Consider the following 19,978-nt stretch of genomic DNA (forward strand, 5'->3'; position numbering starts at 1 on the left):
GTCCGCGTATGGGGAGGGCGGGTGCTGCGGTGGACGCAGACGACTTGCATGCGCTTGCTTTGTCGCGCCCCACCGACGCGCTCAGGATCGCTCGTGACGTACTGGCGGGGACACCGACCGACGCCGAGGCGGCGGCGGCCCACCACGCGGCAGGGCTCGTGCATCGCGATTTCGGAGACATCCGTGAGGCAGTCGCGGAACTGAACGAGGCGTACCGATCCATTCGCAGGACGACGGATCGTGACCGCGAGGCCGAGATTCTCGCGACTCTCGGCGTGGCTCTGGTGATGAGCGGTCACACCAAGCGCGGCCTGGCCGCGCTCGACTCCGTCGTGCCCGGCCGGACCGGAGTGCTCGCCGGCCGGTTGCTGATCCGTCGAGGCTGGGTCCTCGGAGCCCTCCTCGGGCGGTACGCCGAAGCACTCGTAGATATCGAACAGGCGGTCGAGTCCCTGGCCGGGACCGGCGATCTGGTCTGGGAGGCTCGCGCGTTCCAGATGCGGGCGATGGTGCTGCTCGCGATGGGGGTGCCCGACCGCGCCGACGACGACTTCGCCCGCAGCGAGGAGCTGTTCGCGAAGTCCGGCCAAGAGGTCGAGTACGCCGACGCGCGCCAGGCCCGTGGCGCCGCAGCGTTCGCACGCGGTGATCTGCCGACCGCTCTGCAGCTCCTGGACGATGCGGAGCAGCTCGTCGAGGGTCTCGGCGTACTCGAACCCGATCTGTACGCCAACAAGTGCTTGATGCTGCTGGCCGCCGGTCTGACGCACGAAGCTCTGGTCGAGATCAACAGCGCGCTCGAGCGGATCGAGGAGCAGGGCGGCTCGTCGGCGCGGCATGCGGAGTTGTTGTTGTGCGCCGGGCTGGCAGCGCACGCGGCCGGCGCGTTCGAACTTGCCGAGCGCCGCAGCCAGGATGCGGTCAAGCTGTTCCGTCGGCAGCAGCGTCCGTGGTGGGCGGCGCGGGCCGAGCTCGCGTTGCTGCAGACCCGCTTCGCGCGCGGCGGGCGTACGGCGCCGTTGCTGCGGGCCGGCCGACGGGTCAGCGAGGTGCTCGACGAGCTCGATCCGGACCTCGCCGCCGAGGCCCATCTGTTGACCGGCCGGATCGCGCTCGCCCGCAACGACAGCGCCGAAGCCGTACGCCATCTGGGTATCGCAGCTCGGGCCCGGAAGCGCGGGCTGCGGGCGCGCGGTGCCGGCTGGCTCGCCCAGGCGCTGCTGCACCAGGACGGCGGCCGGTCGCGCGGCATGCTTGGCGCGTGCCGTCAGGGTTTGAGCCTGATCGAGATCTACGTGCGGACCCTGGGCGCCACCGAGCTCCGTGCACTCGCCACAGCTCAAGGCGCGGAGCTTGCCGCCATGGCGCTTCGGTACGCCGTCGAGCGTGGCAGTGGACGTCAAGTGCTCGAGTGGAGCGAGCGTTGGCGTGCGACGGTGCTCGCGATTCCACCGGTGCGGCCGCAAGCGGATGACGGGCTCGTCGCGGACCTGGCCGCGTTGCGTGATCTCACGCAGCGCATGGAGTCGAGCCGCGATCGCGGGCCGGGTACCAGTCAGCAACATCGCGAGCGTCAACGGCTCGAGTCCGCCGTACGACAGCGGGTTCTGCTGACGCCAGGGCAACTCGACGAGCGGCGGGAGCGGCTCCGGATGACGGAGCTGCTCGAGAAGCTGGGTGACCGGACACTGGTGGAGCTCGTCGACCTCGAAGACCAGTTGTACGCCGTGGTCGCGTCGCGCGGGCAGGTCCGTCTGCGGCCGATCGGCCCGACCGCCGTGGCCACTCATGCCCTGTCTCATGCGTTGTTCGCTCTCCGCCGCGAGAACGCCAGGCGTGGCCGGCACGAGCTCATGCTCGACACCATCGGAGCGCGGCTCGAGTCAGCGCTGCTGGGCGACACGCTGCAGCATCTCGGCGACGGCGCTGTGGTCGTCGTACCGACTGGCCGGCTGCACGCGGTCCCCTGGAGCCTTCTGCCTTCGCTGCGGACCCGACCGACGTCGGTGGTGCCGTCCGCTGCGGCCTGGGTACGCGCGATGCGGGCCGAGCCTCCGGCAGTGGAAAGGGTCGTACTGGTCGGCGGACCGCACCTGTCGGCCGGACGAGAGGAGGTACGGCGGCTTGCCGAGCTGTACCCGGACGCGGTCGTGCTCGCGGACGGCAGTGCCACTGCGGACGCCGTACTCGAAGCGATCGACGGGGCATCGCTCGTACATGTGGCGGCGCACGGCACCTTCCGCGCGGACAGTCCGCTGTTCTCCGCGATCGAACTGGATGACGGGCCGCTGACGGTGTACGACTTCGAACGCTTGAAGCGGGCGCCACACCGCATGGTGTTGTCGAGCTGCAGTTCGGCGCTCGGTGGGCCGAGTGGTGCCGACGAACTGGTGGGCCTGGTCAGTGCGCTTGTGGCGCTGGGATCAGCGGGTGTGGTGGCGAGCGTCGTACCGGTGTCCGACCCTGCGACCGTCCCGCTGATGTTGCGGCTGCACGAACAGTTGCGGGCGGGCGACGGACTCGCTGAAGCGCTGGCTCGGACACATGATTCGGCCGACGCGACCTCGCAATCCTTCATCGCCCTCGGTGCGTGAGCGCCGGTCACAACTGGACCCAGTCCGTGACGACGCGGCCGGTGGCAGTGTCACAGCGCAACCGCATCGCGCCGGCCGGCAGGGCAGGCAGCTCGAAGAAGCCCGATTCGTCGACAACAACGGTCAGCGTCGTACCGTCCGCGGTCTCGACCCGTATCTCGCCTGCACTCGGCGGCAGGATCTGACCGAAGACTTCGGAGTGCACCACCTCCAGCTCCACGGACAGCGGGGTCGAGGTGAATACCAGCACCCGGTCCGCGTTCGACTCCGCCCGGACCTCGGCCCGGGCCGGGTCGGCCGCGGCCATCGACGAGTCGAACGTCAGGCTCGCCAGCAGCAGGTCGTCGTCGATCGTGCGCCACGACAGCGCGCCCTCGGCGTGCTCGGCGATCGTGTGCGCCAACGGTTCGGTGGCACGGACGGCCGCCGCGAGGTCTTCGAGAAGACGGTCGTCGTCATCCCAGCGATGCCGCGTCATGCCGATCACCTCCTGACGGGTCGGATGCGACGTACTCCCTGACGGCCGGCGTTCTGCGGAGCCGCTCGAGTGCGCGGGCCCGCGTCGGACCGATGCTCCCGACCGGGATGCCGGTGCGCCGCCGGATCTCGTCGTACGACGGCTGCGGGTCGGTCATCAGCAGCAACAGCAGTTCGCGTTGCCGGCTTGGCAGTTCGGCCAGCCCGGCGAGCAGCACCTGGTGCCGCTCGGAGCGGACGAGTCCTTCGTCCGGATCGGGGACATCGGCCGCGACCGGAAGCTGATCGTCGTTCAACGGGTCACTCATCCTCCGGTGGCGTTGGGAGGACAGGTAGCGGATCGACTCCCGTCGCGCGGTCGTGACCAGCCAGCCGGGGATCGCCCGCGGTTCCTGGAGGCTGTCCAGGTGCTCGACGAGCCGTAGCCAGACCGTCTGTGCGACGTCCTCGGTCTCGGCCGGCGTCAGCCGGAACCCGCGGATGACCGATACGAGCAAGGGTGCGTAGCGGTCGACGAGCTCCCGCCACGCCTGCTGATCGCCTGTGGCGGCGGCGACGACAAGTGCGGTGACTGGTGAGACATCCTGTTCCATTCCCGCTCCCGGGTTGGTACGTGATGCAATGCGCGATGCTGCGCGAAGGGTGCACGCCACCGATCCCCCCATCGATGGCGTGCGTCCGTTGGTTCCGCAGGCTCAGGGCTCGCGGAGCAGGAACGTCGGCCCCTCGCTGAAGGCGGCCATCTCGGTCAGCACGTTCAGGGCGGTGCGGTAGGTGATGACCACGACGAGCTTGTACACGCCGGAGTCCGGCGCCTTGTCCGGCGGCAGCGTGTTGGCCGGGACGGTGATCTTCGCGGCGTACGCCGGTCCGCCGTTCGCCGGTACGACCTTGCTGCCGATGAGCACCTCGGGACCGGGGCCCATCGATTCGGCGTACGCCTTGACGGTCCAGTTGCCGTCGAGCAGTACGGCGGTGGCCGGCGGCTCGACCGTCCAGTTGATCGTGACGTCGAACGGGAACTCGTCGTCGAGGACGCGGTTCGGGTTGCCGTCGTGATCGATGATCGCCACTGCGGTCACCGAGCCTTCGAGGCCGGCCAGGCCGTCGAAGTTGGGATCTGCTGTCATTTCGGGTTCCCCCCAAGTGGGCGCCCCACTCACCAGGGCGCTTCTACTTGGTCGGACCGCAGCCGGGGGTCGTCAGATACATCGATTCGCCGGGGCGAGGGGTATCAGCGGATCGCGTAGCGGCCGAGCGAGGGTTCGAGCTGGTCGAACGCCTGCTCGGCGAGGCCGGAGAGCTCGTCGATCGACTCGGCCCGGCTCTTGCCTTCGAGAGTCATCCGTAGCGCTTGCCGGAACAGGACGCGGACCACCGCGGCGAGTTGTGCGGCGGCGACCGCCAGCCTGATCTCGTCGGGCGACGAGCCGGCCCCGGCGGCCAGCGTGTCGGCGATGGCCGCTTCCCGCTGTTCATCGATCTCGCGGAGCCGTGCGAGCAGCGCGGGACTGCCGGTCACCATCGTGACGAACCCGGCGCTCGCCAGCCCGACCGCCGCGTCCCGGCCGGCGAGTGCAGCGAAGTACGCACGACGGAGAGCGGCCAGGGCCGACTCTCCGCTCTCGCGCTCGGCGATCGCGACGGCGGCGAACGAGACGAGCTCGACGTGCTGGTCGAAGACCAGGTCTTCCTTGCGCGCGAAGTAGTTGGTGACCGTCATCTTGGCGACTCCGGCCGCGTCCGCGACCTCGGCGATCGTCACCTCGTCGAAGCCGCGCTCGAGGAACAACCGCGTCGCCACGTCCGAGATCTGCCGTCTGGCCAGCTCTTTCTTCCGTTCCCGCAGTCCGGACCCGCGCGCGTTCATGGACCGCAGCCTACCTTATTTGGGTTCAACCTATATATAGGTTTGACATAAAATTATGTCGAACCTATCATTGGGTCGAACCTAGCGAAGGAGATGCGACATGCGAGTGGACACGGCTCCGATGTCTTACGACGTGATCGTGGTCGGAGCGGGCCCGGTCGGGCTGACGCTCGCGATCGAGCTCGAGCTCGCCGGTATCCAGCCCGTCGTCCTGGAGCGGCTGGCCGAGCCCGCTCCGCAGCGCAAGTCCCGCGGCGTCGGTCCGCTGGCCTTCGAGGCGCTCCAGCGGCGCGGATTCGGCCCGGCGCTCGAGGCGTGCCAGCCCGAACGCCAGGACGAGAAGAAGCGTGACCACGGCAGTGCGAAGAACCACTTCGCCTGGATCCACAAGATCGACCCGGACCTGCAGGAGGAGCCCGATCGCACCGGCCGGCTGATCTGGCAGCCGGACCTGGAGCGCATCCTGGCCGAGCGGGTTGTTGCCCTCGGCATCGATCTACGGCGTGAGCACACGGTGACCGGACTCGTCCAGACGGAAGGCCAGGTCGCGCTCACGGTCTCCACGCCTGAGGGTGAGCGGCAGTTCGAGGCGTCGTACGTCGTGGGCTGCGACGGCGGCCACAGCGCGATCCGCCGGCTGGCCGGATTCGACTTCCCGGGCACGGATCCGATCATGACGGCCCGTCAGGCGCAGGTGCAGATCGAGGACCCGGAGAAGCTCCCGTCGTCCGGCCGGCTCGAAGGCGGCATGCTGATCCACGGGCCGGGCGTGCTGGGCGCGTTCGACTTCCTGGAAGGCCCGGACGTTCCGCGAGGTCCGGTCACGCCCGAGGAACTGCAGGCCAGCGTACGGCGGGTCGCCGGCGTCGAGGTGACGATCACCGAGGTCAGTGACGCGCTCCGATTCACCGACAACGCACGGCAGGCGGGCACGTACCGGATCGGCCGCGTCCTTCTCGCCGGAGACGCGGCGCATGTCCACTCGCCCAACGGCGGGCAGGGGCTCAACCTCGGCCTGACCGACGCCGTCAATCTCGGCTGGAAGCTGGCGGCCGAAGTACGAGGCGATGCGCCGGAAGGGCTCCTCGACAGCTACTCCGAGGAGCGGCACCCGGCCGGCGCCGCCGTACTCGACAACACCCGTGCGCAGTCGGCCCTCATGCGTCCCGGGCCGCACATCGACGCCTTGCGCGACATCGTGTCCGAGCTCATGGACATCCGGGAGGTCAATCAGTACTTCGGCCGGCTCCTCGGGGGCCTCGCGACCCGCTACCCGTTCCCGTACGTCAAACCCGACGACCACCAGCTGATCGGCTGCTACTGCCCTGATCTCGCCTTGGTCACGAACGGTCCGTCCCGACTCAGCGACGTCACCACCACCGGCCGCGCCGTACTGGTCGCCTCGGCCGTGCCTGAGGTTGCGACCGGCTGGCGGGATCGGCTCGAGCTCGCCGAGGTCGATTCGATCGAGGACGACCGCCTGTCCGCCGTCCTGGTCCGCCCGGACGGCGTCATCGCCTGGGCCTGCGCCCCCGGCGAGACCCCGGACGAGGCTCAACTCCAGACCGCCCTGACCACCTGGCTGGGCGCCTCGGCCTGACAGCCTGAGGTCAGCTCACCGAGCCGCCTTCAGGTTGATTTCTTGCAGAGATTGATCGAGATATTGCGTGGATGTGTCGGCTGCGTTACGGTCTGGCCACCCACCGTCCTTTTGGGCTGTGCGATCGACTATCCGCCCCCGTCGAGAGTGAGCAGCGCATGTTCCGGTCAATAAAATCCTGGAGGGCTCGCGTCGGTGTGTTCGCCGCTGCCGGTGGGCTGGTCGCCGCCGGTCTCGCGGTGATCGCGCCCGTGCCGGCGTGGGCAGCCGCGTCCGGCGGGGTCGGCGCGACCTTGCCGTACGTCGAGGTGCAGGCCGAGAACGCGTCCACGAACGGCACCGTCATCGGCCCGAGCGCGGCGTACAACACGCTGGCCGCGGAGGCGTCGTACCGCAAAGCGGTGACATTGCAGGGCACCGGCAAGTTCGTCGAGTTCACGACGCCCGCGGCGACGAACTCGATCGTCTTCCGCTACAGCATTCCGGACACCGGCTCGGGGTCGGTCTACACGCCGCAGTTGTCCCTCTACGTCAACGGGACCAAGCAGCCGAACTTCACCCTGACCAACGCGTACAGCTGGTACTACGGCGGCTACCCGTTCACGAACTCGCCGGGGAGCAACCCGCACCACTTCTACGACGAGGTGCATCGGCTGTTCCCGACGACCTACCCGGCGGGGACGAAGTTCCGGTTGCAGGTCGACGCCGAGGACACGGCGTCGTCGTACACGATCGACTTCGCCGACTTCGAGAACGTGGCAGGCGCGCTGAGCCAGCCGGCCGGCTCGGTCTCCGTGACGAGTCAGGGCGCGGACCCGACCGGTGCCGCGGACTCCACCAATGCGTTCAACGCGGCGATGGCCGCGGCCGGCGCCGGCGGCACCGTGTGGATCCCGGAGGGGACGTTCAAGATCCCGGGGCACCTGATCCTGAACAACATCACGTTCAAGGGCGCGGGCATGTGGCGCTCGACGGTCGTCGGTGCGGCGCCGGGCTTCTACGGCAACTACGCGCCGAACGCGAGCAGCGGCGTACACCTGTCGGACTTCGCGATCTTCGGTGACGTCCAGGAGCGCAACGACGGCGCCCAGGTGAACGGCATCGGCGGCGCGCTGAACAACTCCACCGTCGACCGGGTCTGGATCGAGCACGAGAAGGTCGGCGCGTGGATGGACGGACCGTTCACCAACCTGGTGATGAGCGGTCTGCGGATCCGCAACGTGACGGCCGACGGCGTGAACTTCCACAACGGCGTGACCAACTCCAAGGTCACCAACAGCGACCTGCGCAACCTCGGTGACGACGGCCTGGCGACCTGGGCCGAGCAGAACGCCGATGCGAACGACTCGTTCGACCACAACACCGTGCAGTACCCGATCCTCGCCAACGGCATCGCCATCTACGGCGGCCACGACAACTTCGTCACCGACAACCGGGTCATCGACGCCGGCCTCACGCAGGGAGGCGGGATCCACGTCGCGCAGCGCTTCGGTTCGACAACGCTCGGGCGGACCGACGTACTGCGCAACACGATCATCCGCTCCGGGAGCCTGGACCCCAACTGGCAGTTCGGGGTCGGGGCACTGTGGTTCGACGCGCGCGACGGTGCGATGTCGGGCCTGACCAATGTCGACAACCTCCTCATCCAGCAGAGCCCGTACGAGGCGATCCAATTCGTCTCGGGGTCGAACATCAGCAACGTCAAGATCAACAACGCGACGATCCAGAACACCGGGACCTGGGTGGTCCAGGAACAGGTCGGCGGTTCGGCGACCATCACCAACAGCACCGCGACCGGGACGCAGGCGCCGGGTCCGATCTACAGCTGTGGTGTCGGGTTCACGCTCACCGATGGCGGCGGCAACTCGGGCATCTTCGCGCCGGGTCAGTGTCAGAACATCACCGCGCCGGCGTTCCCGCCGTACCTGCCGGACAACGGTTCGCAGATCTCGATCAGCCCTACGTCGTTGAGCTTCGGCTCGGTCGCGACGGGTACGTCGAGCGCACCACAGGCCGTCACGGTCACGAACAGCGGTACGGCGGCCGCACCGGTCAGCTCGGTCGCGGTGACCGGCGACTTCGGTCAGACCAACAACTGCGGCTCGAGCATCTCGGCCGGGGCATCCTGCACGGTCAACGTGACCTTCAGTCCGACAGCGGCCGGTGGCCGATCCGGGACTCTGACCGTCAACGCCGCCGGCGTCACGAGCAGCGTGGCGCTCTCGGGTACGGGCGTCGCGCCCGGGCCGATCCTCAACCCGAACCCGGGCAGCCTGTCCTTCCCGGACACTCTCGTTGGAAGCTCTTCGTCGACGAAGGCCGTCACGATCACCAACTCGGGTACGTCGTCGGCGTCGGTCTCGGGCGTGTCCGCCACGGGCGACTACAGCCAGACCAACAACTGCTCGACTCTCGCCGTCGGTGCGTCCTGCACAGTCACGGTCACCTTCCGGCCGACCGCGTCGGGGGCCCGGGCCGGATCCGTGGCGGTGACCAGCAACGCCAACAACAGCCCGACCTCGATTTCCCTTACCGGCAACGGGATCGGGGCCGACACCAACCTCGCGCGCGGGAAGCCGGCCTCGGCCAGCAGCCAGGTCAACGGCACGCAGACCCCGGCCACGGCGACGGACGGCGACGCGAACACCTATTGGGAGAGCGTGAACAACGCCTTCCCGCAGTGGTTGCAGGTTGACCTCGGTACGGCGCAGAGCATCGGCAAGGTGACGCTGAAGCTGCCGCCCAGCTCGGCGTGGGGGACGCGGACGCAGACGTTGTCGGTGCAGACGAGCACCGACGGGTCGTCGTTCAGTACTGCGGTCGCGTCCGCGACGTACACCTTCACCTCGCCCACGAACGTCGTGAACATCACCGTCCCGGCAACCAACGCCCGCTATGTGCGGGTGAACATCACCGGGAACAGTGGGTGGCCGGCCGGGCAGGTGTCGGAGTTCGAGGTGTATCCGAGCGGCGGCAGCCCGATCAACGCTCCGGTCCTGAGCACCAGCCCGTCCTCGCTCACCTTCGCGTCGCAGGCGCTCAACACCACGAGTGCCGCCCAGGCGGTCACCGTGACCAACACCGGCAGCCTGGCCGCCTCGGTCTCCGGTGTCACGGTGTCTGGCGACTACAGCCAGACCAACAACTGCTCGACGATCGCTGTGGGCGCGTCCTGCGCGGTCAACGTCAGCTTCCGGCCGACCGCGTCCGGGACCCGCTCGGGCACGCTGACGATCAACAGCAACGCGACCAACAGCCCGACCACCGTCGCGCTGTCCGGTACCGGCGCGGGCTCCACGAACACCAACCTCGCCGCGGGCAAGCCGACCAGCGAGTCCAGCCACAACGACGTCTACCCGTCGAGCAACGTGACCGACGGCAGCCAGTCGACGTACTGGGAGAGCGCGAACAACGCCTTCCCCCAATGGGTCCAGGTCGACCTGGGCTCCGCCGCCATCGCGGGCCGCATCGTCATCCAACTCCCCGCCTCCTGGGGCGCCCGCACCGAAACCCTCTCGGTCCAAGGCAGCACCAACGGCACCACCTTCACCACCGTCGCCAACTCCGCGACCTACTCCTTTGCCCCCGGCAACAACAACACCGCCACCATCACCTTCACCCCCACCACCCAGCGCTACTACCGCCTGAACTTCACCGCCAACACCGGCTGGCCCGCCGCCCAACTCTCCGAGTTCCAGATCTGGAACTCATAAGGTCAGGTCCTCCGCCTGGTTCTTCCCGAACCAGGCGGAGGAAGGCACTCGGTCGCTGACTGTGCCGGAGGCGCATGGCAGACTGGCGATGCTTTCCGGTGCGACGGGCGAGGGGAGAGATCAGGTGCCAAGGACGAGTAGGTCGACCGCTTTCGGGATCGACATCGGCGGCAGCGGGATCAAGGGCGCGATCGTCGACCTGGAGAAAGGCGACCTGGCCACGGAGCGGATCAAGTACCTGACGCCCAAACCGTCCACCCCGGAGTCCGTCGCCGAGGTCGTGGCCAAGCTGGTCAAGGAGGCCGGGTGGACCGGCGAGCTGGGTGCGACGTTCCCGGCCGTCATCCAGCACGGCGTGGCCAAGACCGCCGCGAATGTCGACAAGAGCTGGATCGGGACCGACGTCGACAAGGTCCTCACCGACATCACCCACTGTGACGTGACCGTGCTCAACGATGCCGACGCGGCCGGCATCGCAGAGGCCCGGTTCGGCGCGGCCAAGGGTGTCGACGGTGTGGTCATCCTGCTCACCTTCGGCACCGGTATCGGCAGCGCGCTGTTGCTCGACGGTCAGCTCGTGCCCAACACCGAGCTCGGCCACCTCGAGCTCGACGGGCACGACGCGGAGAAGAAGGCCTCCTCGGCGGCGAAGGACAACGAGGAGCTGTCGTTCAAACAGTGGGCCAAACGGGTGCAGCGCTACCTTCAGCACGTCGAGAACCTGTTCACTCCCGACCTGTTCGTGGTGGGCGGCGGGGTGAGCAAGAACGCCGACAAGTGGGTCCCGCTGCTCGAGCTCTCCACCCCGGTGAAGCCGGCCCAGCTGCTCAACAACGCCGGCATCGTCGGCGCCGCGATGGCCGCCCACGAGAAGTTCGCCGAGTAGGCCGGCCCCGCACGCTCACCTGGAGAGAATGCGCAGCAGGTCCTCCAGGGCGCGGCGGCGGTCGTCCTCGGCGGTAGCCGCCGGAGTCGGTTCGGCGGGCGGGTCGGCCAATGCCCACGGGGCCGGCGGCGTCTCGGGTTCCTCCGAGTCGTAGCCCGGCGCCCACCGCTCGTCCTCAGGGTCCGGTGTCCGGTGACCGGGGTTGTCGGTGGGTACTCCGGCATAACCGGCCGGCGGACCCGGGGAGGGAACCGGTGCCGGCGGTACGGCGGCCGGCTGCTCGCCGCCGAGACCTGCGACGGCTTCCAGCGGCGTGTCCTCCCGGGAGAAGCCCCGCGACCGGCGACCCACCGGTCCGCGCTCGACGCCACGCCGGTCGACCTGTTCGAGCACGCCGCGCTCGACGAGCCGCCGTACGACGGTCTCGTCCGCGTCGGCGTCGAGCAATTGCGGCACGCCCCCGAACGCGGTCGCGATCAGCTTCCACTCCTCGAAGTCCAGGATCACGAAGTGGTCGGGCGTGTCCGCGCGCAGCTGGTACGGCAGCCTCGCGCCGCTCGCGTCGTGATCGTCGTGCACGTGCCCCTCCTGGTGGTTCGCGGGCGGGTCAGGCGGCCAGCGCGGCGTTGTAGCGGGCCATGCTGGCACGCACGATCGCCAGGTTGGCGTTGGACCGGTCCGCGGCGACATACACGAACGACGTCGGGTTGACGAGCCGGATCAGGTGGATCTGGTCGGTGAGCGTGATCAGCATGTCCTCGAGCTGCATGTCGAGGTTCAGCGCGGCCATGATCTTGCGCTTCTGCTTGACCATCTCGCTGTTGTAGGCGCTCGCCGCCGACAGGTCGAAACCGTCGTTCTTCGAGTACATGCCGATCGTCATCCCCGAGTCGAGGTCGACGAGTGCCGCGGCGATGAAGCCGGGCATCGAGGCGCCGAGGTCGGCCAGGATCTGGATCGTCTGCTGCTCCGAGAGCATCGGTTCTCCTTGCGGTTGTCACGCCGGCGGCACGGTGCGGCCGGCATCGTTGGAAGGCCCGGCTGATGGATCAGTCGGGTGCTGTCGGGTCGGGCGCGGCCTCGCCGGTCAGCTCCTGACGCAGGTCGCGGCAGGCGAGATGGATACGCGCGATGTTCGCGCTCGCGACGGTCATGATCATCAGCACGTGCTTGTCACCGACCGCGTAGAGCAGCACGTACCCGTCGGGGCTGCGGACGGTGAGCTCGCTCAGCCGGCCAGGGCCGACGAAGTCGGCGAGTCGCTGGCCGAGCGACACCGACGCCGCGCACACCGCGGCGGCCGCGTTGGCCCGGTCCGGCTCGAGGACGTGGGCGACCGGGCGGCCGTCGGCCCCGGCCAGCAGCAGACCGGTCACGCCGGTGATCGACCGCAGCTTGGCGTCCAGCAGATTCCGCACGGTGGCGGTGTCGCCGATGTACGGCGTGAAGGATTCGGCACTCATGCGCAGGAGCGGCTCTCGCTCCGCGCCAGCGACGTCAGCAGCGACACCAGCAGGTGCCGCGCGGAACGCTCGTCGATGACGTTGCACGGCACGACGGTGACGTCGGTCGCCAGGAATTCGCGCAGCATGTCGACCGCCACCGGTATCTCGACCCCGCGGTTGGCGCCGACGGCGAGCGCGGTGATCGGCTTGTCGTGGAAGAAGTCCAGGATCCGTGCCGCGTCGGGCCAGGTCGAGGGATTGGCGACGTCGACCAGGACCACGCAGGCGTCGGCGCCCTCGGCAACCACGTCCCACATGAACCGGAACCGGTCCTGGCCGGGGGTGCCGTACAGCAGCAGCCGGGTCGACAGTTGATCACCGTGCACGTCGAAATGGCCGTGCTCCAGCCCGACCGTCGTCGTCGGTTTCAGTTCGGCCTCATCGCCCGTCGTCGCTTCCTCGGTGCCGACGACGGGGACGCCGGAGATGTGCTGGATAAAAGTCGTCTTGCCTACCCCGAAGGGGCCGGTGACAACAACTTTGAACTCGACGTCTGGGTCGCGCACCGACGAATCCTCCCCCTGCTCCGCGGCCCCGCAGAACCGCTGACACGTCCGAGAGGTTAACCGCTGTACCCGGGTACTTCCAGACGCCTCCACGATGTCCGGCACGAATTTCTGGTTAATCGAATCAAGCGATTACTCCGCAGCAATCACGCTCATACTTGCAGTGACAAATAGCAGAACGGGAACGTCTCGGAATAGCCCCGAATATCACCTAGCGTGAGCCGGAGAATACTATTTCTATTTATCTGCGCTTTGTTATTTATGGGCAGCGTAGGACAGGAACATGTTGGATATTTCCGGAGTCGTCCCGGCTTCGTCGAGGCGTACGACGATGTGCTCGTCCCAGCGGGAGTCGGGGCGGGGATGGTCGGAGCGCCAGTGGCAGCCGCGGCTGTCCTGCCGGGCTGTTGCTGCCGCGACGACGGATCGTGCCACTGTCGCGAGCGGCCCGGTGCCCGCGGAGCCGAGCTCGTCCGCGGCGGCGTTCAGGCCGGCGCCGTCGCGGCGGATACCGGCGTACCGGGTCAGGATCGTGCGGATCCGCTCCGGCTCGCGATCCTCGCCGAGCACGAGCTCGTGCGTGCGGCCGCGGTCCAGCGCCGGGAGGTCGAGAGTCAGGGCCGTTGCGACGCGCCGGCCGAAGACCAGGCCTTCCAGCAGGCTGTTGGACGCGAGCCGGTTGGCCCCGTGGACGCCGGTCGCCGCGACCTCGCCGACGGCGTACAGACCTGGTACTTCGGTTGCTCCGTTGCGGTCGGTCCGGACGCCGCCGCAGAGGAAGTGCTCGGCCGGCGCGACCGGAATCTGCTCGGACAGCAGGTCCACGCCGATGCGTGCGCAGGACGCCAGCACGGTCGGGAACCGCCGTCGGAGTACGTCGGGCGCGACACCAGTCGCATCGAGCCAGACGTGGTCGGATCCGTCCCGCCGCATCGTCGACTCGATCGCCCGCGCGACGATGTCCCGCGGAGCCAGATCGGCCCGCGGGTGCAGCCCGTCCATGATCCGGCGGCCGTGGATGTCACGCAGTACGGCGCCTTCACCCCGGACCGCCTCGGTGACCAAGGGCAACTGGCCGCTGGTCTCGCCGGTGTAGAGCACGGTCGGGTGGAACTGGACGAACTCCATGTCCACCAGCGATGCGCCCGCCTGCAGCGCCAAGGCGATGCCGTCGCCACGCACCGTCGACGGGTTGGTGCTGGCCAGGTACGCGTTGCCGATACCGCCGGTGGCGAGCACCACGGCGCGCGCGTCAATCTGCTCGGTCCGCGTGCCGGTGTCGAGCAGCACGCCGACGATGCTTCCGGAGTCCGACTGGAGCAGCCCGACGGTCCGTCCGGTCATCGTCCGTACGCCGGTCCGCTCCAGGGCGCTGCGGAGCGCCCGATGCACCTCCGCGCCGGTGGCGTCACCGCCGGCGTGCACGATCCGTGGACGGCTGTGACCGCCCTCCAGAGTCCTCGACAGCGATCCGTCGGCGTTGCGGTCGAAGCGAGCCCCGTGGGCGATGAGCTCGGCGACCCGCTGCGGTCCTTCCTCGACCAGCGCCCGGACGTTGCGGGGGTCGCAGAAGCCCGCGCCCGCGACGTCGGTGTCGTGCGCGTGGTCGAGCGGATCGTCCTCGCCGTACGCGGCCGAGACGCCGCCCTGCGCCCAGGGGGTGCTGCCGTCGCCCGCGCTGAGCAGTAGCACCTCACGGGTCGCCGCGAGACCCAGTGCGGTCGACAGGCCGGCGACGCCGGAGCCGATGACGACGACGTCCACCGCGCGCGTCATCGAGCACCCGCCGGCTTGCCGATCGCGACCATCCGCTCGACCGAACGCCGGGCCCGCTCGATGATCTCGGGCGGGAGCTGGATCTCGTCGCGTCCCTCGCGCAGGCACCGGACCAGCAGCTCCGGGGTGATCATCTTCATGAACCGGCAGGACGCCTTCGGGTTCACCGGCAGGAAGTTCGTCTGCTGGTTGACCTTGCGGAGCTGGTGGAGCATGCCGATCTCGGTCGCGATCAGAGCCGTTTTCGCGGTCAGGTCGCGAGCGGTGTCCAGCATGCCGGCGGTGGACAGGATGTGGGTCCGCTCGGCCGGCAGGTCGCCGACACCCGCGAGCCAGACCGCCGACGACGCGCAGCCGCATTCGGGATGGATCAGGACCTCGGCCTCGGGATCGGCGGCCACCTGGGCGCGCAGATCGGCCGCGCTGATGCCGGCGTGCACGTGGCACTCGCCCATCCACACCTCGATGTTGTCCCGGCCGGTCTGCCGCCGGACATGCGCGCCGAGGAACTGGTCGGGCAGGAACAGGATCGGCTGGTCCGCCGGGATCGAGTTCACCACCTCCACCGCATTGGACGACGTACAGCAGACGTCTGCCTCGGCCTTCACCGCGGCGCTGGTGTTGACATAGGCGACCACCGCGGCGTCGGGGTGCTCGGCCTTCCAGGCCCGCAACTGGTCGGCGTCGATGGTGTCCGCGAGCGAGCAGCCCGCCTGCGCGGTCGGGATCAGCACGGTCTTGTCCGGGCTGAGCAGTTTGGCGGTCTCCGCCATGAAGTGCACGCCGCAGAACACGATCGTGGACGCGTCCGTGCTCGCCGCGATCCTCGACAGCGCGAGGGAATCGCCGACGTGGTCGGCGACGTCCTGGATCGCCGGTTCCTGGTAGTTGTGGGCGAGTACGACGGCGTCCCGCTCCTGGGCGAGGCGGCGTACCTCGTCCTGCCATGTGATTGCTGTGCCAACGGTCACAACAGGTCCTTCTCTCGAGAGATTTCGCTTGATAGGCGATAACTGGGGACGACTAAGCGACGAGCAGGCTGATGTCGAGCGCCGCGGGGGAGTGGGTCAGGGCGCCGACCGAGACGGCGTCGACACCGGTGGCGGCGACGTCGGCGATGGTGTCGAGGGTGACGGTGCCGGAGGCCTCGAGCCGGGAGCCGGACCCGGTGGTGTTGCGCCGCTCGACGATCCGGGCCATCTCGTCGGCCGTCATGTTGTCGAGCAGGATCCACTCGACCTGGCAGTCCAGCGCCTGGCGGGCTTCCTCGGTGGTGGTGACCTCGACCTCGATCGCCAGCTCCCGGCCTTCCGCGGTCATGCCGTCCCGGACCCGGCGAACGGCCGGGAGGACGCCGCCGGCCGCGGCGAGATGGTTCTCCTTCAGCAGCACCATGGCGGCCAGGTCGAGGCGGTGGTTCGTGCCGCCTCCGCAGCTCACGGCGTACTTGTCCGTGGCCCGCAGGCCGGGCGCGGTCTTGCGGGTGTCGAGGAGCCGGACCGGGTGCGCCCCGATCGCCGCCACGAAGGCCGACGTGAGAGTTGCGATGCCCGACATCCGCTGGACGAAGTTCAGCGCCACCCGCTCGCCGGTGAGGATCGAGCGGGCCGGGCCGCTCAACCGTGCCAGTAGCTGCCCCGGGACGACCGGGTCGCCGTCGGCGACCACCAGCTCCACCGAGACGTCGGGATCGATCGCGGCGAACACGCCTGCCACCAGTGGCAGCCCGGCCACGCGGCCCGGCTGCTTGGCGATCATCGTCGCCTCGACCCGCAGGTCCGCCGGGACACTCCATCGCGTGGTGACGTCGTCTGCCGCCTGGTCCTCGGCCAGTGCGGCCAGTACCGCGGTCCGGACCGTTTCTGTCGTCAGTTGCACGGGTTCATCTCCGTCTGGGTTCGGCATGTTTTCGCCTGAGAGGCGATAACTAGGTGCACGCTACCATCGGCGGCGTGCCCGTAGCCAAGAAAGGTGATCCGGTTAACTTCCCCAGTTACCCGCACGAAGTGCTCGCCATCGTTCTGTCGGTCCGCGACGGCAGGTTGTGCGTCCTGCTGTGGAAGCGCGCCCGGAGTCCGTTCCGTGGCCGCTGGGCGCTTCCCGGCGGCGGGGTCGAGCCCGCGCAGCGGCTGCGGGAGGCGATCACCGCACACCTCGCGGCGAAGGTCGACGTCCGCGACGTCGCGCACCTCGAGCAGGTAGCCACCCACAGCGCGATCGACCGCGATCCGCGGGCCCGCGTGCTGGCCACGGGGTATCTCGGCCTGGTGCCGTCCGACGTACGGCCGGTGTTGCCGGCGGACACGGTCTGGCACCCGGTCGACGAGCTGCCGCCGACCGCGTTCGACCATCACTTCTTCATCGAGGCCGCGGTCGCGCGGCTGCGCGCCAAGCTGTCGTACACCAACATCGGGTTCGCGCTGGCTCCGCTGGAGTTCACCATCGCCGAGCTGCGCGACCTCTTCGGCGCCGCCCTGGGGTACGAGCTCGGCGCCACCAATCTCACCCGCGTCCTGACCCGGCGGCACGTGATCGACCCGACGGACCGCCGAGCCGCCCCCGGTCAGAGCGGCGGCCGGCCCGCGACCGTCTACAAGTTCGCCGCCCGCGAACTGACCGTCACGGACCCCTTCGCCGTACTCCGCCCACCCCGCTGACGGCCCGAAGAGCTCTCCCCGACGCAAGCGCGTGGCACCGAGGGCAAAGATAATGAGCTCATGTCATCGATCCTCGCCTTCGCCGCTCTGTCCGTGGTCCTGGTCATCATTCCCGGGCCGGCGGTGATGCTGGTTCTCAAGAGCGCGGTCGCTCGTGGCCGGAGGCCCGCGCTCCTCACCGCGCTGGGGGTCCTGACCGCGGATCTTGTCTGGGCTGCGTCCTCGGTGGCCGGCCTGACCGCGCTGCTCGTGTCGTCCCAGATCGCGTTCGACGTGGTTCGGTACGTCGGAGCCGCATACCTGATCTATCTCGGCATCAAGCTCCTGGTCACCCGGGCGACCGCTGGGGCGTCGGATCACGGCGCTGTGTTGTCCGGGGCCGGCAAACCGCGCAGCCGTCGGCGGGCGTTCCGGGAAGGCCTCGTGACCGACCTGTCCAACCCGAAGACCGTGATCGTCTTCACCAGCGTCATCCCTCAGTTCATCGGCCACGGTGCGCGGCCTGTCGAGGCCCTGATGCTCGGTGCGATGTTCGCGCTGATCGGATTCCTGTCGCTGGTCGCCTACGCGCTGGTCTTCAGCACCGCCGCCAAGCTGCTGCGCGATGCGAGGGTGACCCGCGCGATCCTGCGTGTGGGCGGCGCGATCCTGGCCGTGTTCGGCGTCGGACTCGCAATCGAGCGCCCGGCGGTGTAGGCCGAACCGCTAGCTAGCCGCCGCTTCCTGGCGCCTCTGGGCTGGCGTCTCCGGGCTGGTGGCGGAGGACGCCGGCGCGGGCTGCTGCCAGGGCGATCTGTGCCGCCTGATCGGCGGCGGCCTGGTCCAGCGGCTCGGCGGTCACCGTCAGCTGGAAGTAGATCGGCGCGATCAGCGTCCTGATGACAGCCGCCGGATCCGTGCCGGCCGGCAGTTCGCCGCGCGCGACGGCGCGCTCTATCACCACTGCGGCGCGACGGGGACCGTACTCGAACAGGTCGCGGCGAGCATCAGCGATGCCGGGAATCCGAGCAGCGTCGCTGTAGATAGCGCTGAAGATCATCCGGCCGGGCGGATCGGTCACCCAGGCAACGAACGCCTCCGCAAGCTGGAGGAGGTCAGCTTCCACACTGCCCGTGTCGGCGATTGGGAAGTCCGTGGCGATGTGTTCGCCGAGGACGTCAGCGACCAGCGTCTCCCGGTCCGGCCAGCGGCGGTAGATCGTCGTCTTGTGAACCCCGGCGCGCCGCGCGATGTTGTCGATGGTCAGTGCCGCATAGCCGACGTCTGCCAATTCGGCCAGCGTCGCGGTGAGCACCGCGGCTCGCACCTTGGGGCCGCGACCGTGCGGCCGCGAGCCTTTTGCCGAGGTCTCGGAGTCTCCACCTCGGCTTCGTCCGGTCTCCACGACGTCAGCCTATCGCAACTCTGAGTTGCGATCTTCGGATCGACATGAGAACCTGGCATCGCAACTCCGAGTTGCGATAACTCCGGGCCGGCCGTCGTTCCTGTTCCAACCCACCGGCGTGTGAACGCCGTCGTACTGAGGTGATCGTGATGTCGCGCGTCAAGGATGTGATGTTCAAGGCCTCGACCAGGCTGCACGTGGCTGTCTTCTTCCGATCGAAGGGGCGGGTGTTCGGCCGTGCCATGGGCATGCCGGTGGTCGGGCTCGTGACCACCGGCAGGAAGTCCGGCCAGCGGCGGGCCACGACGTTGGCTGCACCAATCATCGAGGACGGTCGCGTGGTGCTGGTGGCGTCGTTCGGCGGCGACGACAGAAACCCTGCGTGGTATCGCAATCTCCGCCACGACCCGAGAGTCGAGCTCACCACGCGCCGCGACGGCACGCGCCGGATGACGGCACGCACCGCCGCGGAGGACGAGAGAGCAAAGCTCTGGCCGAGGATCGTGTCGGTCTACCAGGGCTACGGCCGCTACCAGGACCGCACCCAACGACAAATCCCAGTCGTCATTCTCGAGCCGACCAACGCGGCGAACCCGTCCTCGGATCCTGCGTGAGTCAGCGCGGGTTCGTAAGCTCTGCGAGGCCTTGGGCTCTGCTGGCTCGGCCAGTTGTTCGGCGAGGTCAGCTGAGTGCGATTTCGGCGTCTGCTCCGTCGCTGCTCCGTGAGTCGAGAGCGAGAAGATCCGCCCGACCCTGGAGTCGATGGCCTTGCGGGCGCGCTCGTGCGAGGACGGCAGCATATGGGTGTAGAGCCGGAGCATGAACCCAGGATCACTATGCCCGAGGTACTCGGCGAGCTCCTTGATGTTCACGCCGTCAGCAAGCGAGACGCTCGCATAGTAATGACGCAGGGCGCGCACCCGGTCTCGCGATTCGTCGCGTATTGAAGTCCGCCACGTGCGTTCCTGGTGGGCTCCGGGATGACCTCGGCCTTCGCGGAGAGCAGGCAG

The 19,978-nt window shown here is 68.8% G+C and carries 19 protein-coding genes; 7 read left to right on the plus strand and 12 right to left on the minus strand.

The window, feature by feature from the left end; all coding sequences use genetic code 11:
* Positions 1-29 precede the first annotated feature (29 nt).
* Positions 30-2,594, plus strand: coding sequence for a CHAT domain-containing protein (locus OHA10_RS19195; protein ID WP_371407602.1), 2,565 nt, complete (start codon positions 30-32; stop codon positions 2,592-2,594).
* Positions 2,595-2,601: 7 nt separating this feature from the next.
* On the opposite strand, the gene OHA10_RS19200 is transcribed toward OHA10_RS19195, so the two are convergent.
* From OHA10_RS19200 to OHA10_RS19215, 4 genes are all read right to left on the minus strand, one after another.
* Complete coding sequence (locus tag OHA10_RS19200; RefSeq protein WP_371407603.1) at positions 2,602-3,072, minus strand: hypothetical protein; 471 nt, start codon at positions 3,070-3,072, stop codon at positions 2,602-2,604.
* Complete coding sequence (locus tag OHA10_RS19205) at positions 3,050-3,664, minus strand: RNA polymerase sigma factor (RefSeq protein WP_371407604.1); 615 nt, start codon at positions 3,662-3,664, stop codon at positions 3,050-3,052. Before OHA10_RS19205 ends, OHA10_RS19200 begins: the two co-directional genes overlap by 23 nt.
* A gap of 102 nt (positions 3,665-3,766) precedes the next feature.
* Positions 3,767-4,201, minus strand: coding sequence for a hypothetical protein (locus OHA10_RS19210; RefSeq protein WP_371407605.1), 435 nt, complete (start codon positions 4,199-4,201; stop codon positions 3,767-3,769).
* A 104-nt stretch (positions 4,202-4,305) separates the two neighbouring features.
* Positions 4,306-4,941, minus strand: a complete 636-nt coding sequence (locus tag OHA10_RS19215) for a TetR/AcrR family transcriptional regulator (RefSeq protein WP_371407606.1) — start codon at positions 4,939-4,941, stop codon at positions 4,306-4,308.
* A 100-nt stretch (positions 4,942-5,041) separates the two neighbouring features.
* Between OHA10_RS19215 and OHA10_RS19220 the strand changes: the two genes are divergently transcribed.
* The 3 genes from OHA10_RS19220 to ppgK all read left to right on the plus strand — a co-directional run bounded on the left by OHA10_RS19220 (position 5,042) and on the right by ppgK (position 11,140).
* Entirely contained in the window at positions 5,042-6,541 is a 1,500-nt protein-coding gene (locus tag OHA10_RS19220; protein WP_371407607.1) for an FAD-dependent monooxygenase, read from the plus strand.
* A 197-nt stretch (positions 6,542-6,738) separates the two neighbouring features.
* Positions 6,739-10,254: a choice-of-anchor D domain-containing protein gene (locus OHA10_RS19225; RefSeq protein WP_371407608.1), complete on the plus strand. Its 3,516-nt coding sequence runs from the start codon at positions 6,739-6,741 to the stop codon at positions 10,252-10,254.
* A 124-nt stretch (positions 10,255-10,378) separates the two neighbouring features.
* Positions 10,379-11,140, plus strand: a complete 762-nt coding sequence (gene ppgK, locus OHA10_RS19230) for a polyphosphate--glucose phosphotransferase (protein ID WP_371407609.1) — start codon at positions 10,379-10,381, stop codon at positions 11,138-11,140.
* A 15-nt stretch (positions 11,141-11,155) separates the two neighbouring features.
* On the opposite strand, the gene OHA10_RS19235 is transcribed toward ppgK, so the two are convergent.
* The 7 genes from OHA10_RS19235 to nadC form a co-directional block, all read right to left on the minus strand.
* Positions 11,156-11,719, minus strand: a complete 564-nt coding sequence (locus OHA10_RS19235) for a hypothetical protein (protein ID WP_371407610.1) — start codon at positions 11,717-11,719, stop codon at positions 11,156-11,158.
* Positions 11,720-11,747: 28 nt separating this feature from the next.
* The gene (locus tag OHA10_RS19240) at positions 11,748-12,119 is read right to left on the minus strand and encodes a hypothetical protein (protein WP_371407611.1); all 372 of its coding nucleotides are present in this window, start codon (positions 12,117-12,119) and stop codon (positions 11,748-11,750) included.
* A gap of 70 nt (positions 12,120-12,189) precedes the next feature.
* On the minus strand, positions 12,190-12,603 hold the full coding sequence (locus OHA10_RS19245) for a roadblock/LC7 domain-containing protein (RefSeq protein ID WP_371407612.1): 414 nt from the start codon (positions 12,601-12,603) through the stop codon (positions 12,190-12,192).
* On the minus strand, positions 12,600-13,151 hold the full coding sequence (locus tag OHA10_RS19250) for an ATP/GTP-binding protein (RefSeq protein ID WP_371407613.1): 552 nt from the start codon (positions 13,149-13,151) through the stop codon (positions 12,600-12,602). Before OHA10_RS19250 ends, OHA10_RS19245 begins: the two co-directional genes overlap by 4 nt.
* 255 nt (positions 13,152-13,406) lie before the next feature.
* The gene (nadB, locus tag OHA10_RS19255; RefSeq protein WP_371407614.1) at positions 13,407-14,927 is read right to left on the minus strand and encodes an L-aspartate oxidase; all 1,521 of its coding nucleotides are present in this window, start codon (positions 14,925-14,927) and stop codon (positions 13,407-13,409) included.
* The gene (nadA, locus tag OHA10_RS19260) at positions 14,924-15,898 is read right to left on the minus strand and encodes a quinolinate synthase NadA (protein ID WP_371407615.1); all 975 of its coding nucleotides are present in this window, start codon (positions 15,896-15,898) and stop codon (positions 14,924-14,926) included. Before nadA ends, nadB begins: the two co-directional genes overlap by 4 nt.
* Before the next feature lie 52 nt (positions 15,899-15,950).
* Positions 15,951-16,805, minus strand: a complete 855-nt coding sequence (gene nadC, locus OHA10_RS19265) for a carboxylating nicotinate-nucleotide diphosphorylase (RefSeq protein ID WP_371407616.1) — start codon at positions 16,803-16,805, stop codon at positions 15,951-15,953.
* 128 nt (positions 16,806-16,933) lie between these two features.
* On the opposite strand from nadC, the gene OHA10_RS19270 reads away from it, so the two are divergent.
* Positions 16,934-17,584 carry an NUDIX domain-containing protein gene (locus OHA10_RS19270; RefSeq protein ID WP_371407617.1) on the plus strand — a complete coding sequence of 217 codons (651 nt, stop codon included), beginning with the start codon at positions 16,934-16,936 and terminating at the stop codon, positions 17,582-17,584.
* A gap of 60 nt (positions 17,585-17,644) precedes the next feature.
* A complete protein-coding gene (locus OHA10_RS19275) occupies positions 17,645-18,280 on the plus strand; it encodes a LysE family translocator (RefSeq protein ID WP_371407618.1) in 636 nt (211 codons plus the stop codon).
* 13 nt (positions 18,281-18,293) lie between these two features.
* Here OHA10_RS19275 and OHA10_RS19280 read toward each other — a convergent pair whose 3' ends face one another.
* Positions 18,294-18,878 carry a TetR/AcrR family transcriptional regulator gene (locus tag OHA10_RS19280; protein ID WP_371407619.1) on the minus strand — a complete coding sequence of 195 codons (585 nt, stop codon included), beginning with the start codon at positions 18,876-18,878 and terminating at the stop codon, positions 18,294-18,296.
* 239 nt (positions 18,879-19,117) lie between these two features.
* On the opposite strand from OHA10_RS19280, the gene OHA10_RS19285 reads away from it, so the two are divergent.
* On the plus strand, positions 19,118-19,582 hold the full coding sequence (locus tag OHA10_RS19285) for a nitroreductase family deazaflavin-dependent oxidoreductase (protein WP_371407620.1): 465 nt from the start codon (positions 19,118-19,120) through the stop codon (positions 19,580-19,582).
* The last annotated feature ends 396 nt before the right edge of the window (positions 19,583-19,978 follow it).

It is taken from the genome of Kribbella sp. NBC_00662 (genome assembly GCF_041430295.1).
Taxonomy (GTDB): domain Bacteria; phylum Actinomycetota; class Actinomycetes; order Propionibacteriales; family Kribbellaceae; genus Kribbella.